Source organism: Phytoactinopolyspora limicola (genome assembly GCF_011320225.1).
Taxonomy (GTDB): domain Bacteria; phylum Actinomycetota; class Actinomycetes; order Jiangellales; family Jiangellaceae; genus Phytoactinopolyspora; species Phytoactinopolyspora limicola.
The window spans coordinates 1-15,224 of sequence record NZ_JAAOEN010000004.1; the positions used below are offsets into that span (position 1 = coordinate 1).

Here is a 15,224-nt window from a genome sequence, read left to right on the forward strand (position 1 = left end):
CGGTTGTCCCGACCATGCTCACCTGGATCATCCGGACGCTTATCCCGACCGTCCTCACCAGGATCATCCGGACGCTTATCCCGACCATGCTCACCTGGATCATCCGGACGCTTATCCCGACCGTCCTCACCAGGATCATCCGGACGCTTATCCCGACCATGCTCACCAGGATCATCCGGGCGAACGTTCAGGCTCTCCTCCTCCGGGGGCCGACTCTCGGGTGCCGCGTCGTCCTCGGCCTCTTCCACCTCCACGCCAGCCTGCTCGTCACTGGAGAAGCTGACCGGCGTGACCGATTCGACGACGGTACGCACGCGATCCCCCACCGCGTCGGGTAACGCCCCAGCGGCCGCGGCACCGGTGGCTCCGATCATCATCACAACCACGCCGGTGGCCAGCCGGGTCCGCCGGGTCATGGCGGCCAGCAGCGACTGGGCCCGCATGATCAGGCTGCGCCGGACCGGATAGGGCGCGGCCGGTACTCCGGTGAAGTCTCCCCGAGCCATCCGTTCGGCTAGCTCAGCCGACGGGTGCGCCGTCGCCGTCGCCTCGTGCCGGATGGCGAGCGTCACCTCGCGCAGCGGCGCATGATCCGGCGTCACCGGCTCGCCGCCGAGGATGGCTTCGGCGGTAGCGTCGTCGATCGGGCGGGAAGTGGTCATCTCACCTATGTCATCGTCACGGTGGCTCATAAAGACACGCCCTCCCGTGACAGTTTTTTTCGTAGGGTGTCTAAGCCGCGGCGCTGCAACGCTTTCACCGCTCCAGGGGTCTTGCCGACAACACCGGCGACCCGCTCGATGGAAAGATCGGCGACGATCCGCAGCAACAACACCTCCCGTTGATCATCCGACAGGTCCGCGCACAGCGCCTGCACTCGGTCCCGGCCCATGGCGTTCAACGCGTCCTGCTCGGCGTCTCCCCCTGGTCGGTCGAGCACGTCGACATCGCCCGTCGGGGTTGCGGGGCGGCGCGACATACGGCGCCGCTCGTCGATCAGCCGTCGGTGGGCGATGGTGAAGACCCACGACCGGAACTGCTGCTCGGAGCCGGTGAACGACGTCAGGCCGGCGAACACCCCCATGAAGACCTCACTACTGAGGTCATCAGGTTCAGCCGAACCTTGTAGTCGGGCATACCCCACCACCGCGGGCGCAAGGTCACCATAGATCCGCTCGAACGCCCACGGCGCGCCCGAACGCGCAGCATCGAGCACATCATCGAAATCACTACCGAGCGACAGCTGAGCCTCCCCTTGAGCGCCACTCTGCCTCATATGAGTAATCGAACCAGCCCCGCGAAAGGGTACGGGTTGTCAAGAAAAACACCGGATGAGCATCGCGCTTCCCACGAGCCCGACGGTCGGGCGGACGCGGACCACCGCAGTACGATTCAGGGTGCCACGCGGTGTACGGCGCTGCCAAGCAGGGCGGCCCAGGTCACGTCACGGGGTCGAGCGAGGCGATAGCCTCGTCCGCCGCGGCCACCTTCGTCGCGAGCAGCCGAGCCAACTCCCCCACCCGTTGCTGGACGGTGGGCTCGTGCCCACGGATGTATAGGAAGCCGATCACGTCTCCGACCGGGACGGCGACGATGAAGCCACTTGCCCGGCTCCCATCCGGATAGGTCCACCTGTCGTCCAACGCCGCGGCCCCCTCCGGGAGGCCGGCCGGCGCCTCGGCGGCGGCGAACACGGCTGAGGCGCCGCTCGCGTAGTCGGCGGCGGGGCAAGTGTCAGGCACCGCCGCGAAGGCCGACATCGTGTCGAGCGCCCCGCCCGGTTCGTAGTGCACCACCTCGACACCGACGGTGTATCCGCCGTCGGCCACGTGCGGCCACAACTCGTTCTTCCACCATTGCTGCGATCTGGCGGTACGCGCGCCGTCCACCACATCCGAAGTGTCGTCGCAGTAGGCGAAGGTGGCCGTCTCGAGTCCGGACTCACGCCGGTAAGAGATGTCGATGGCGAGACCGATGTCGGTCTCGGAGAACCGGGCGTCGTCCAACAGCTGCTGGATGAGATCGACCCGCGGCCCCGGTTGCGGGCTTTCCGGGGTGTCGTCCGGGTGATCGTCGCCGCCGCTGCATCCGGTCACGACCAGAACGGCGGCGACGATCACCGCGAACGGCGGCCTCATGGGGCCAGCATGTCCGACGTCAGGTTCGCATCGGTGCCGGGTATACCCAGGTCTGTTGCCTTACGGTCGGCCATGGCCAATAGCCGGCGGATCCGGCCCGCCACGGCGTCTTTGGTCATCGGCGGATCCGACAGCTGCCCCAGCTCCTCCAGGCTCGCCTGCTTGTGCTCCAGCCGCAGCCGGCCGGCCGTACGGAGGTGGTCGGGTACGTCGTCGCCGAGGATGTCCAGGGCTCGCTCGACGCGGGCGCCGGCGGCAACCGCGGCTCGGGCCGAACGCCGCAGGTTGGCGTCGTCGAAGTTGGCGAGCCGGTTGGCCGTAGCGCGGACCTCACGGCGCATCCGCCGCTCCTCCCACGCCAAGACGCTGTCGTGCGCCCCGATCCGGGTCAGGAGCGCGCCGATTGCTTCGCCGTCGCGGACGACCACCCGATCCGTGCCCCGGACGTCACGCGCCTTGACCTGGATACCCAGTCGACGGGCGGCGCCGACCAGCGCCAGTGCGGCCTCCGGCCCGGGACAGGTGATCTCCAACGACGACGAACGGCCTGGCTCGGTGAGCGAGCCATGGGCCAGAAACGCACCCCTCCACGCGGCCTCGGCGTCACACGAAGCACCGTTGACCACCTGCGGCGGCAAGCCACGCACCGGCCGCCCGCTGGCATCGATCAGCCCAGTCTGGCGGGCTAGATGTTCACCGTCCCGGGCCACCCGCACCATGTAGCCGGTGCCCTTGCGTAATCCTCCGGCGGCCACCGTCGCCAATTCGCCCTGGTGGCCGAACACGTCGGCAATATCACGTCGCAGCCGGCGAGCCACGACCCCCGTATCGACCTCTGCCTCGATGACGATCTTGCCACTGACGAGATGCAAACCGCCGGCGAACCGCAGCAGCGCCGACACCTCCGCCTTACGGCAACATGTCTTGGTCACGTCGAGGCGAGCCAACTCGTCCTTTACCGATGCTGTCATCGCCATGGGCCGATCCTGCCACGTCCGAGGGTCCGGGCGAACGCCCAGCCCAACAACTCGGGGTCGTGCCGCGGTGTACCGTCGGCGGCGGCGACGTCGGCGATCACTAGCTCGGCCCCCATATCGGCGGCTACTCGCCGCAACACCGGCTCATGCGGCACCGATCGGCGGTCCGCGATCACCAGGTCGATCCGGAGGTCGGGGGCATAGGCGCCGAGCACCTCCAAGTGCATCTCCGGGGTGAAGTTGGTGGTCTCGCCACCTTCCGGGGTGAGGTTGAGCGTTACCGCCCGCAGTGCCGGCGTCGCCACCAGCGCGTCGCGCAACTGCGGCACCAGCAGGTGCGGGATGACGCTGCTGAACCACGAGCCAGGTCCGAGCACGACCCATTCGGCCTCGCCGATGGCAGCAATCGCCTCCGGGCAGGCGGGTGGATCCGGCGGAGTCAGGCAGACCGCGACCACGTCGCCGTCGACGGTCGCCACGGCATGTTGACCGGTGATGGTGCGGATGTCTCGGACACCGTGGACCGATCGGCGTGGACTGCCCACCAGGGCCTCGATGTTCATCGGCACCAGTGCCATCGGCAGCACCCGGCCTTGGGCACCGAGTAGCCGAGCCACCCAGTCCAGACCTTCGATGACGGGCTCCGCACCTCTGGTGGCGCCGATGGCGCCAGCGCCGTCGGCACTCCGGGTGGCACCTGCGTCCCCACTGGCCGCGCCGCCAGCCAGCATGTCCCACAGGGCGACGATCAGCAGGTTGCCCGCCGCGTGCTGATGAAGGTCGCCGCCGCTAAACCGATGCTGCAAGACGTCGGCCCAGGTGCGTCCCCACTCGTCGTCGCCACACAGCGCCGCCAGAGCCATCCGGAGGTCGCCGGGCGGCAACACACCTAACTCACGGCGCAGCCGACCGCTTGAGCCGCCGTCGTCGGCCACCGTCACCACCGCGGTCAGCCGGCCGGCTATCCGGCGCAGCGCCGATAGTGATGCCGCGAGACCGTGCCCACCGCCGAGGGCCACCACCCGGGGGCCAGCCAGCGCATCCATAGTCAGTGTCGGATTCCCCTCATTCCCGGCCAAGGTCACGATGAACGACGAGAGTCTCCACGCCTTGCTCACGCAACCGAACCGCCAACGCCTCGCTCATGGCGACGCTGCGGTGTTTGCCGCCGGTGCAGCCAATGCCGATGGTGACGAACCGTTTGCCTTCTCGCAGATAACCTTCCGACACGACGCTGACCAGGTCGCCGTATCGGTCGAGGAAGTCAGTGGCGCCAGGTTGGTTGAGTACGTACTCGCTGACCTGAGCGTCCCGACCGGTTTGGGGGCGAAGCTCCGGCACCCAATGTGGATTGGGCAGGAAGCGCATGTCAGCGACGAGGTCGGCGTCGACGGGCAGCCCGTACTTGAAGCCGAACGAGACGATCACCGCGCGCAGCCCGATCTCTTCGCCGGCGAACGCGGTGCGGATCCGGGCGCTCAACTCGTGGATGTTCAGTAGAGACGTGTCGATGACGACGTCGGCGTTGGCCCGAAGTGTGGCCAGCTCACCCCGCTCGCGTTCGATTGCCTCGACCACCCGTCCGCCACCCTGCAACGGGTGTGGCCGACGCGCGGACTCGAAACGTCGCACCAGGACCTCGTCGCTGGCCTCGAGGAACAGGATCGACGGGCGTGCCCCCTGGTCGGCCATGGCCTGTAGGGCGCCACGCAGCTCGCCGAAGAACGCGCCGCCGCGGACATCGGCCACCACCGCGAGCCGGCGGGTGGCTTCGTCCTTGCTCACCATGGTGACCAGGTCCATGAGCAGCGCGGGCGGGAGGTTGTCGACCACGAACCAGCCGAGATCGTCGAGTGCCGCGGTAGCGGCGGTCTTGCCAGCGCCGGACATACCCGTGACGATCAACACCTCGGGCACCGCCGACGCTCCGGCATCATGCGATTCATCCTGAAGCTCCACCTTTTTCCTCCCCCGTCAATCCGAGTGGCTGGCTCCCCCGGCCACTGGTGTTCAACCCGCTTAGTAACGCCCCGCCATGATCCCAGCTTCCACGCCGCTACGCACGGCCAACTATGGCTCACACTTCTCGAAGCCGACGGCGATCGATCCGAGCACCTGGTGCGTGCGCCGCTAGCGATCCCCGTATCCGCCGGCCCAGCGGGACGCCAGCACACCAGACCACGATGCCGTGCACCGGCAACACGCCGCACCGGAAGTTAACCCGCGGCTTGCAGAGTCAACGGAGCACCTCTCGGGTGAAGGGATCCCACAGTGTCTCGGCTGATCGACGCCCTGGCCGGCGAGCACGCCTCCGATGATGCGCCCCACACCGCGACAAATCACCCCAGAACCTCAACCAAGAGGCAGAACGATCATCAGCGCGCAGCCCATGAAAGATCTGGGCTAAAGACGCAAGCGGCGCCAGTTGACCCACCGCTAGCCGGCATCAGCGGCCGTATACAAGTTGGGCAGCGGGGCTGATCCAACTCTCCCAGAAGGTCTTAGTCCAAGTGCTCGGCATAGATAAGATAGGTGCTGGCCAGCGCCCCTTCACGGGCGATCTTGGGAGAAACCCAGCCGGCAAAAATCCGGTCCCCCACGTTGAAAGTCAGGGCTTGCCCATCTACATCCCGCACCGCGACCAACGCACATCCAGCGCTCGCTCGCTCATCTGTTGGCGGGCGATCACCAAAACACACGGCGGAACCGTCAGCATCAACCGCGTGAACATACTGCTCCTTGGTGTGCACCCAATTGGTACCGCCCACGGGGTCAACCCCGAGCAGCAAGAACGTAGCCGCCACCGCCACGCCAGCACCTACCAGTGCACTGGCGAGCATAGTCAGCCACCGCTGCGGGGATCGTGCAGCCAGCACCAGCACAGCCACCGCCAGGACCACTAGCACAACGATGACGACATATCTCATTTTGAGTTCCCCTATCACTTGCACACATGAACTGGTGGGACTTCCCGCCGGGAAAGCCCCACCATACCGCGCTGGCGTCTACTTACCACACCCAAGTAAAGCCAATTCGGTAACTGAATCCAGTAACCGAACCCTTCCGATACACCGCATCTACAGCCATCGTTCGACGCGTGCCGGTCGTGTGGGAATACCATGGATTTACCCAGGTCACGCGGAATTCTTTACCCTTATCATGGAAACTTGGGCTTAGCTTAGCAGGACACACCGTTGAACTCTGACTCCATGAGATGCCTTGATAACTTAGCCCAATCGTTCGACTTCCACAGGATCCAGCACTAATGTCTTCTTGTGGGCGCCACCGCCGAATCTCAGTGGTGCTATTGTATATGTGGCGTGTCCGCAACCGCTCCAGCGAGCGTATCCCTTTAGCCGACCCACTCACCACACTTGATGTTCCCCAATAGCGCGACGTGTTACCCGTCTTTCTTGAGTAACAACCATGGGCCCATCCATTAGAATTGTCGATATCCACGCACGCCTGTGCGGTGAACTCTCCATCCTGAAGTTCTGCACTTGAGACGAGCGCCAACGACTCGCCGCGCGTCACCATGCCGACCTCTTCGGCCAACGCGAGAGCATCGACCTCTGCCACCTCCTGAAGATCACCCGGGGGTGTGACCGAAGCCCAGGACTCGCCGCCGTCGTCGGACGATTCCGTTCCATAAACTATCTCCGAACCAACCGGAGCAACGACCCTCACCCCTTCGCCAAAAGAAGCGTAGACCATCCCTCCCCGGAGAATCTGCACATCCGTAGGTGACGAAAGTCCACGGGTCGAAATTAATTCACCATCGTCGGGAGAATCCGAACCGGAACCTACCGATGCCGGCGCCAACATCACCACCACTGATAAAAGTGCCACGAAAGGAAGACGGATTAATTTATCCACCACTAGCCCCCTCTATAGGGTCCCCCAGGAAAACAACTAGAGTCGACCCGAGAGATACGAAGCGCCTTGACCTAAGGCTGAACTCACCTGCGAGCAGCTGGAACGGCCACGCAAGCTAATTCGGCATCACATGAAGACGGAATAATTTGCCAGCCCCATGCCACCCATCATGGAATGATGGCGAAGTCCCCTCCTACTCTTGCATCACGCTGGGCCTTGCGATTTTCTGAAGGTACAACCAGGTCACATGCCTGTCAATAGTGGTCAGAGCAACAACGCTGAACAACTGCGCCAGCCCTACTAGGAGCTTTCGCCAAGCGATCTCAGCCTTCGATGATCTCGCCGGTGGCGGTGTTGACCGAGCGGGCCGGCTGACCTTGGGCGAGCGCCTCGGCGATGGTCTCGGCGAGCGCCGGACCGATCCCCTTGACCTGGCTGATCTCATCCGGGGTGGCCGCACGTAGCTTCTTCAACGAGCCGAAGTGGGCCAGAAGTGCCTTCCGCCGCGCCGGCCCGAGGCCCGGTATGGCGTCCAGGACGCTATCTGTCATGGACTTCGACCGCCGCTGCCGGTGGAAGGTGATGGCGAACCGATGCGCCTCGTCCCGGACCCGTTGCAGCAGATAGAGCCCTTCACTGGTGCGCGGCAGGATGACGGGGTAGTCGGTGTCGGGTAACCAGACCTCCTCGAGCCGCTTGGCCAGGCCCACCACCGGAATGTCCGGCACCCCGGACTCGTCCATAGCCTGCCTCGCCGCGTTCACCTGCGGCTGACCGCCGTCAACCACCACCAACCCGGGAACATAGGCAAACTTGCGAGGCCGCCCGGTGTCAGGATCGATCCTGGACGGCCGGGGCGTCGGATCGTCGTCACTCTCCACCACGGGTGCGTTGTCGGCCGCTTGCTCGCCGTTCATCCGCCGGAACCGGCGACGTAGCACCTCGCGGATCGAGGCGACGTCGTCAGTACCGTCGACGCCCCGGACGCTGAACTTCCGATACTCACTCTTGCGCGGCAACCCGTCCTCGAAGACCACCATCGAGCCGACCACCTCGGTGCCCGCCAGGTTGGAGATGTCATAACACTCGACCCGCAGCGGTGGCTCGTCGAGCTCCAACGCCTCCTGGATCTCTTCGAGCGCCCGGCTGCGGGTGGTGAGGTCGCTGGCTCGCTTGGTTTTATGCAGCGCCAGAGTCTGGGCGGCGTTGCGGGCAACCGTCTCCATTAACGCCCGTTTGTCACCCCGGACCGGGATCCGCAGGTCCACCTTTGCGCCGCGTAGCTCGCTCAGCAGCTCACGCAGCGCCTGGGCTTCGTCGGCATCAGCCGGTAGCGAGGGGACGATGATCTCGCGGGGCACGGCCTCACCACCCAGCTCGCCGTAAAGCTGCAGCAGGAAGCGCTCCACGAGTTCACCAGCCGGTGCGTCGTCGGCCTTGTCCGCCACCCAGCCCCGCTGTCCACGCACCCGGCCGCCACGCACGTAGAAGATCTGAACGGCGACTTCCAGGGGATCCTCAGCCAGGGCAACGACGTCGGCGTCCGTACCGTCACCCAGCACCACGGCGTTGGCCTCCATGGCCCGTTCGAGTGCGGCGATGTCATCTCGAAGCCGGGCGGCGCGCTCGAAGTCGAGGTCAGCCGCGGCCGCCTTCATCTCACGTTCCAACCGTTTGACATACGTGCTGGTCTTGCCATCAAGGAAGGCGACCAGATCCTCGACGATCTCACGATGTTCGGCCGCGCTCACCCGTTCCACGCAGGGTGCCGAACACTTGCCGATGTAGCCGAGTAGACACGGGCGGCCGATCTGACGTGAGCGGTTGAACACCCCTTTTGAGCAGCTCCGGATAGGAAACACCCGGAGCAGTTGGTCGAGCGTTTCCCGGATAGCCCAGGCGTGGGCGTACGGGCCGAAGTACCGCACCCCGCGCTTCTTGGCCCCGCGCATCACCAGAGCACGTGGATATTCTTCGTTGAGGGTGACCGCGAGGTACGGATAGGACTTATCGTCCCGGTATCGGACATTGAACCGGGGATCGAACTCCTTGATCCACGAGTACTCAAGCTGTAGCGCCTCGACCTCGGTGCGCACCACTGTCCACTCGACCTTGGCCGCCGTTGTCACCATGGCCAGAGTGCGTGGATGCAGCGCGGACAGGTCCTGGAAGTACGACGACAGCCGCGACCGCAGGCTCTTGGCCTTTCCGACGTAGATCACCCGGCCCGTGGCGTCGCTGAACCGATACACGCCAGGCTCGACCGGGATGGAGCCGGGTGCGGGACGGTACGTCGAAGGATCAGCCACGCCACCAACCCTACGAGCCGTCACCGACACCGGACACGTACTGGTCGGCTACTCCACCACCGAACCGACCGATAATTCACCATTTCCCCACCATTTCCCCATTTTCCATGTTTAAATACCGGCGCAAAAACTCACCCCAACTGGCCACCACCATGCGATTTCGCGAGCCATCCGTCGTTGACTTCGATATGTTCGTGCCACTGACGGACCGAACAACAACAAGGAGTGGGTGCGGAATGCATTATTACTCAGCAGACTTTGACTTTGTTGATCAGCTAGTCGACTCGTTCTCGGAGCTTGGCCGAGATATCGGAAACTTTGTCCCACGCCTGGTCACAGCCCTCCTACTACTGCTCATCGGGCACTGGATAGCCAAGCTCATCAGGCGTCTGCTGACGTCAGTTCTCGAGCGTGTCGGAGCGGGACGGCTGACCGAGGCGGCCGGCCTCGAGCCCATGCTTCAACAAGCCGGAACGTCTGGCGTTCGCCTACTCGGGCAAATCGCATACTTCCTGATCTTCCTTATCTTTATCCAAATAGCGGCCGAGGTACTGGGCATAGATCAGCTAACCCAGATGCTCACGGACCTCATCTCGTACCTACCCCTGGTACTGATCGCACTCCTGGTGCTGTTCGTCGCCGCCGCCATCGCCAATTGGGCCGCTGGTGTCGTCCGGCCATTGGCGGAAAGCCGCAACATGGGTTGGGCCGCCACGGCCGTGCGCATCGGCATCCTGGTCATCGGTATCTTGGCCGCCCTGGACACCTTGAGGTTCGCACCGTCGGTGACCGACAAGATCGAGAACACGCTCCTCCAGTTCCTGCCACTGGCCGTACTCCTGGCTGCCGTGATCGCCTTCGGTGTGGGCGGCATCAAGACGGCACAGCAGTGGTGGGCCAAGGTGGCCCCCCGGCCACGCAACGGCGGTGGCGAGCCCGAGCCGCCGGACCGTCAGGATTCGCCGTTCCTCTGAGGTTCATAGTGCTGCCAACACGGACAGCGTTCTGACCAGCACAACGAGGCGCCCGCACCGACCACGGTGTGGGCGCCTCGTCATGTGGGGACGGAAGCCGCCGAGATAACGGTATGGGAACGCTCCCAAATGATCTCTTGATCTCGCCTTAACTCAGGGGCAACGTGATGTGGGAGCGCTCCCGGCACGTCGATTCGACGGCGATCGATCGACGGGCCCGGCCGCGCGGACCCAGCCGCACCCACCCTGGAGGGCCACCGTGAGACTCAGCCGACACCGAACCCGTAGCGCCCTGGCCGTCGCGGGCGTGACAGCCCTACTCGTTGCCGCCTGCGGTGGGGACGACGATTCAAGCGACGCGAGCGGACCCGATACCGAACCGGCCGGTGATACCGACGTCGACGACGCCACCGAGGAAGAACCCGCGGGCGAGCAGGTCACCCTCGTGCTCCAGACGTTCCAAGACTTCGGATACGACGCCGCCCTCGAGGAGTTCGAGCGCCTCCACCCCAACATCACGGTCGACCACCAGCGCATGGGAGAGCTGCGCGACTTCGCTCCCCAGCTGGCCCAATGGCTGGCCGCGGGCAGCGGCGCGGGTGACGTCGTCGGCCTAGAGGAAGGTATCCTCCTTGGCTACATCGAGAACCCGGACGCCTTCCACAACCTTCTCGAACTCGGCGCTGACGAACTCGATGGCGTTTATCTCGACTGGAAGTGGGATCGCGGCATCACCGCCGACGGTCAACTGATCGCGCTAGGCACCGACGTCGGCGGACTCGCCATGTGTTACCGCGCCGATCTGTTCGAGGCAGCAGGTCTCCCGTCAGACCGGGACGACGTGGCCGCACTCTGGCCGACATGGGACGACTACCTTGCCGCCGGTCAGCAGTTCCGCGACAGCGGCGTAGACGCCTACTGGCTCGACGGTGCGGCCGGTATCCCCCAGCCCTACGTCATGCAGAACTCGGACGTCTTCTTCTACAGCCCCGATGGTGAGTTCATCGGCGACACCAACCCCGTCTTCCGGGAGGCGTGGGACTTCGCGGTTCAGCTACACGAGGAGGACCTCACCGCCGGGCTCACGTTGTGGACCGAAGACTGGACCGCGGCGTTCGAGCGTTCCGAGTTCGCCACCCGGCCATGTCCGTCGTGGATGACCGGTCTGATCGAGAACTGGTCCGGCCCGGACCACGCCGGGCTGTGGGACATCACGACGATCCCCGGTGGCGGCGGCAACTGGGGCGGCTCCTACCTGGGTATACCGGCACAGACCGAACATCCGCAGGAGGCCTACGAGTTGGCCAAGTTCCTCACCAGCCCAGAGGGGCACTTGTTCGCCTTTGACGAGGTCGGCGCCATGCCGTCCAGTGTGGCCGCCCTCGAGGACCCGTCCTTCACCAGCTCGACGAGCGGCTACTTCCGCGACGCACCTGTCGGTCAGATCATGGCCGAGAGCGTGGCCGGCCTGGAGCCTATCCACCTCGGCGCGCTTCACCAGGAGACCTGGGAGAACATCTTCGAGCAGGCGCTTAACCGGGTCGACGCCGGACAGCAGAGTTCGGACGACGCGTTCGACCAAGCCGTCAGCGAAGCCCAGGCGCTTCAGTAAGCGCGGCCCGTCTTGACGACAACCACGAAGCCTCCCCCGGGCGAGCGCCGGCAGCGCACCCACCGCCGCCGGATCTCGCTGCGGCTCGGCCGGTTCGAGGTGAAGGCCGCGCCCTACCTGTTCATCTCGCCGTTCTTCATCCTGTTCGGCATCTTCGGTGCGTTCCCGATTATCTTCACCGTCTACGTGTCGATGTTCGATTGGACACTGCTGGCCGGAAACCAAGGCTTCGTCGGCCTGGACAACTTCAGCCGCCTGCTCGGTGACTCGTTGTTCTGGAACGCGCTGCGCAACACGTTCGCGATGTTCATCATCGCGACCGTTCCCCAGTTGCTGCTCGCCTTGATGATCGCGAACCTGCTCAACCGCACGCTGCGGGCTCGCACCATGTTCAGGATGGGGATCCTGGCGCCCTACACCACGTCGCTGGTCGCCGTCGGTATCGTGTTCGGTTTCATCTTCGCCGAACGGTACGGCTTGGCGACCTACCTACTCGAGATGATCGGGGTCGGCCAGTTCAACTGGCGCAACGAGCAACTGCCGGCCTGGGCGGCGATCTCCATCATGGTCGACTGGCGCTGGACCGGGTACAACGCGCTGATCTATCTGGCCGCGATGCAAGCCATCCCGCGGCAGCTCTACGAAGCCGCGGCGATCGACGGCGCCCGCCGATGGCGACAGTTCTGGACCATCACCGTGCCACTCATCAAACCGACCATCCTGTTCACGGTCATCCTCTCGACCATCGGCGGGATGCAGTTGTTCACCGAACCCTTGGTGTTCAACTACGGCCGGATCCAGGGCGGCATCGGACGGGAGTCCCAGACCGTCGCCATGTACGTCTACGAGCGGACGTTCGGCGGCACGTTCCACGTGGGTTATGGCGCGGCGATCTCGCTGGTGCTGTTCCTGATCATCATCCTGGTGGCGCTGGTGAACTTCACCCTGGTGCGCAGGTCCATCCGGACGGCGGAAGGGTAATGCGTTGAGCACGCTCACATCCGATCCGAAACGCACGACACACACCCCGCCGCGCCGGCCCACCCGACCTCGCAGAGGTGTCGGCAGCCGCCTCTGGGAGGCCAGCCCGCTCACCTATCTGGCCCTGGTGATCGCGCTCGTGTTGTCCGTGTTCCCCATCATCTGGGCTTTCCTCATGGCGACGCGGGACAACCGCTCGGCCTACCAGGTGCCACCACCGCTGCTGCCCGGTGGCGACTTCGCGGACAACGTCTCTCGAGTGTTGGACGCGGAGAACGGCATCTTCCTCAGGGGGCTGGTCAACTCCGCGATCGTCGCCGGGATCATCACGATCTCGGTGGTGTTCTTCTCGTCGATGGCCGGCTTCGCCTTCGCAAAGCTGCATTTCCGTGGCCGCACCGGGCTGATGTTGTTCATCATCGCCACCATGATGGTGCCCACCCAACTCGCCATCGTTCCGCTCTACTTGATCATGATCCGCCTGGACTGGACCGACACCCTGCAAGCGGTCATCGTCCCGTTCCTCGTCAACGGCTTCGGCGTGTTCCTCATGCGGCAGTACGCGGTCACCGCCATTAGTGACGAGCTGATCGAGGCGGGGCGGGTCGATGGCTGCTCCACCTGGCGGATCTACTGGAGTCTCGTACTACCCGCGCTGCGCCCCGCGGCGGCGGTGTTGGGCCTGCTGACGTTCATGCTTCAGTGGAACGAGTTCATCTGGCCATTCGTCGTGCTCACTCCGAACACCCCGACGGTCCAACTCTCGATCAAGATCATCTCAGCGGCGCATTACACCACTGACTACGCGATGGTCTTCGCCAGCACCGCCCTCGCGATGCTGCCTCTGCTCGTGGTGTTCGTCGTCTTCGGCAAACAGATCATCAGTGGGATCATGGAAGGGTCGGTCAAGGAATGACCATCGGTCGCGAGAAACCACACCCCGTCAGCACCACAGAGAACCCGTTCCCGGTCGGATTCCGGTGGGGCGCCGCCACGGCCGCGTACCAGATCGAGGGGGCCGTCGACGCCGACGGTCGAGGGCCATCCATCTGGGACACCTTCAGCCACACCCGAGGCGCCATCGCCGACGGATCCACCGGCGACATCGCCTGCGACCACTACAACCGGTTCCGCGACGACGTCCGACTAATGGCCGAACTCGGGCTCACCGCCTACCGATTCTCCATCGCCTGGCCACGAGTACAACCCACCGGCCGCGGCGCCCCCAACCCCGCCGGACTCGACTTCTACCGCCGTCTGGTCGACGAACTCCTGGGCCATGGCATCGAACCATGGCCGACGCTCTACCACTGGGACCTGCCACAACCACTCGAACACGACGGCGGCTGGCCGGAACGCGACACAGCGCAGCGGTTCGCCGACTACGCCGCCCACGTCCACCACGCCCTCGGCGACCGGGTGGACCGATGGACCACACTCAACGAGCCGTGGTGCTCGGCCTTCCTCGGGTATGGCTCGGGAGAACACGCCCCGGGCCGGCGCGATCCGATCGCCGCCGTTCGGTCCGCACACCACCTCATGCTCGCCCATGGCCTCGCCTGCCAGGCCATACGCGAAGCCAACCCGAGCGCCGAGGTAGGAACCACGGTCAACCTCTACGCCGTCTCCCCCGCCACCACCAGCCCCGCCGACGCCGATGCCGCCCGGCGCATCGACGGCCTGGCCAACCGGATCTTCCTCGACCCCCTCCTACGAGGCCGGTACCCGGCCGACGTCCTCGACGACATAAGCGTCGCCACCGGTCTCGACCACATCCACCCCGACGACCTGGTCACCATCGCCGCGCCACTCGCCCACCTCGGCGTCAACTACTACAGCCGATACGTCGTCGCGCGATCACACCACGATGGTCCGCTGCCGCTCAGCCACGGCGCCTGGCCCGGCGCCGACGACATCCAGTTCGCCGAACCCCACGGGCCCACCACCGACATGGGCTGGGCCATCGACCCGGCCGGCTTGACGGAAACCCTCGTCCGCCTCCATCGCGACTATCCTGCCGTTCCCCTCTACGTCACAGAGAACGGCGCGGCGTTCGACGACATCGTCGGCCCCGACGGGCGAGTCGACGATCCCCAGCGCGCCCGATACATCGAGCAACACCTGGGCGCCTGCCTCGACGCCATCAGCCACGGCGCTCCAGTACGTGGCTATTTCGTATGGTCCCTCCTCGACAACTTCGAGTGGGCCCACGGCTACAGCCAGCGGTTCGGCCTCGTCCATGTCGACTACACCACCCAGCGCCGCACACCGAAAACGAGCGCACACTGGTACGCCGACGTCATCAGACGCCACCGACTCAGCCCATAATGGGCGCGTGAGCAGCGCACGCAAGGACC

The 15,224-nt window shown here is 65.0% G+C and carries 12 protein-coding genes and 1 pseudogene; 5 read left to right on the plus strand and 8 right to left on the minus strand.

Features of this window, described 5'->3' with window-relative positions:
• The 8 genes and pseudogenes from G8760_RS11730 to uvrC all read right to left on the minus strand — a co-directional run.
• A pseudogene (locus G8760_RS11730) lies at positions 1-662 on the minus strand (hypothetical protein); the annotation flags it as partial.
• Between the two features lie 26 nt (positions 663-688).
• Complete coding sequence (locus G8760_RS11735) at positions 689-1,276, minus strand: RNA polymerase sigma factor (RefSeq protein ID WP_166351201.1); 588 nt, start codon at positions 1,274-1,276, stop codon at positions 689-691.
• A gap of 163 nt (positions 1,277-1,439) precedes the next feature.
• Complete coding sequence (locus G8760_RS11740) at positions 1,440-2,138, minus strand: hypothetical protein (RefSeq protein WP_166351203.1); 699 nt, start codon at positions 2,136-2,138, stop codon at positions 1,440-1,442.
• Positions 2,135-3,115, minus strand: a complete 981-nt coding sequence (whiA, locus tag G8760_RS11745; protein WP_166351205.1) for a DNA-binding protein WhiA — start codon at positions 3,113-3,115, stop codon at positions 2,135-2,137. Before whiA ends, G8760_RS11740 begins: the two co-directional genes overlap by 4 nt.
• Positions 3,106-4,161 (minus strand): 2-phospho-L-lactate transferase CofD family protein, encoded by a 1,056-nt coding sequence (locus tag G8760_RS11750; RefSeq protein WP_166352005.1) that lies wholly within the window; start codon positions 4,159-4,161, stop codon positions 3,106-3,108. Before G8760_RS11750 ends, whiA begins: the two co-directional genes overlap by 10 nt.
• Before the next feature lie 19 nt (positions 4,162-4,180).
• Entirely contained in the window at positions 4,181-5,074 is an 894-nt protein-coding gene (gene rapZ, locus G8760_RS11755; RefSeq protein WP_246222513.1) for an RNase adapter RapZ, read from the minus strand.
• A gap of 542 nt (positions 5,075-5,616) precedes the next feature.
• Positions 5,617-6,003: a hypothetical protein gene (locus G8760_RS11760; protein WP_166351207.1), complete on the minus strand. Its 387-nt coding sequence runs from the start codon at positions 6,001-6,003 to the stop codon at positions 5,617-5,619.
• Between the two features lie 1,311 nt (positions 6,004-7,314).
• Positions 7,315-9,300, minus strand: a complete 1,986-nt coding sequence (gene uvrC, locus G8760_RS11765; protein ID WP_166351209.1) for an excinuclease ABC subunit UvrC — start codon at positions 9,298-9,300, stop codon at positions 7,315-7,317.
• 236 nt (positions 9,301-9,536) lie between these two features.
• On the opposite strand from uvrC, the gene G8760_RS11770 reads away from it, so the two are divergent.
• From G8760_RS11770 to G8760_RS11790, 5 genes are all read left to right on the plus strand, one after another.
• Positions 9,537-10,274 carry a mechanosensitive ion channel family protein gene (locus tag G8760_RS11770; protein ID WP_166351211.1) on the plus strand — a complete coding sequence of 246 codons (738 nt, stop codon included), beginning with the start codon at positions 9,537-9,539 and terminating at the stop codon, positions 10,272-10,274.
• Positions 10,275-10,533: 259 nt separating this feature from the next.
• Positions 10,534-11,886: an ABC transporter substrate-binding protein gene (locus G8760_RS11775; RefSeq protein ID WP_166351213.1), complete on the plus strand. Its 1,353-nt coding sequence runs from the start codon at positions 10,534-10,536 to the stop codon at positions 11,884-11,886.
• A gap of 12 nt (positions 11,887-11,898) precedes the next feature.
• Positions 11,899-12,867, plus strand: coding sequence for a carbohydrate ABC transporter permease (locus tag G8760_RS11780; RefSeq protein WP_246222514.1), 969 nt, complete (start codon positions 11,899-11,901; stop codon positions 12,865-12,867).
• A 118-nt stretch (positions 12,868-12,985) separates the two neighbouring features.
• Positions 12,986-13,783 carry a carbohydrate ABC transporter permease gene (locus G8760_RS11785; protein WP_343074398.1) on the plus strand — a complete coding sequence of 266 codons (798 nt, stop codon included), beginning with the start codon at positions 12,986-12,988 and terminating at the stop codon, positions 13,781-13,783.
• Positions 13,780-15,195 (plus strand): GH1 family beta-glucosidase, encoded by a 1,416-nt coding sequence (locus G8760_RS11790; protein WP_166351215.1) that lies wholly within the window; start codon positions 13,780-13,782, stop codon positions 15,193-15,195. The genes G8760_RS11785 and G8760_RS11790 overlap by 4 nt, the downstream gene beginning before the upstream one ends.
• Positions 15,196-15,224: the final 29 nt, after the last annotated feature.

Excerpts from the sequence above, each read along its gene's own strand:
- G8760_RS11735 (WP_166351201.1), bottom strand. The coding sequence starts at position 1,276 with ATGAGGCAGAGTGGCGCTCAAGGGGAGGCTCAGCTGTCGCTCGGTAGT.
- G8760_RS11740 (WP_166351203.1), bottom strand. The coding sequence starts at position 2,138 with ATGAGGCCGCCGTTCGCGGTGATCGTCGCCGCCGTTCTGGTCGTGACC.
- whiA (WP_166351205.1), bottom strand. The coding sequence starts at position 3,115 with ATGGCGATGACAGCATCGGTAAAGGACGAGTTGGCTCGCCTCGACGTG.
- G8760_RS11750 (WP_166352005.1), bottom strand. The coding sequence starts at position 4,161 with ATGGATGCGCTGGCTGGCCCCCGGGTGGTGGCCCTCGGCGGTGGGCAC.
- G8760_RS11770 (WP_166351211.1), top strand. The coding sequence starts at position 9,537 with ATGCATTATTACTCAGCAGACTTTGACTTTGTTGATCAGCTAGTCGAC.
- G8760_RS11790 (WP_166351215.1), top strand. The coding sequence starts at position 13,780 with ATGACCATCGGTCGCGAGAAACCACACCCCGTCAGCACCACAGAGAAC.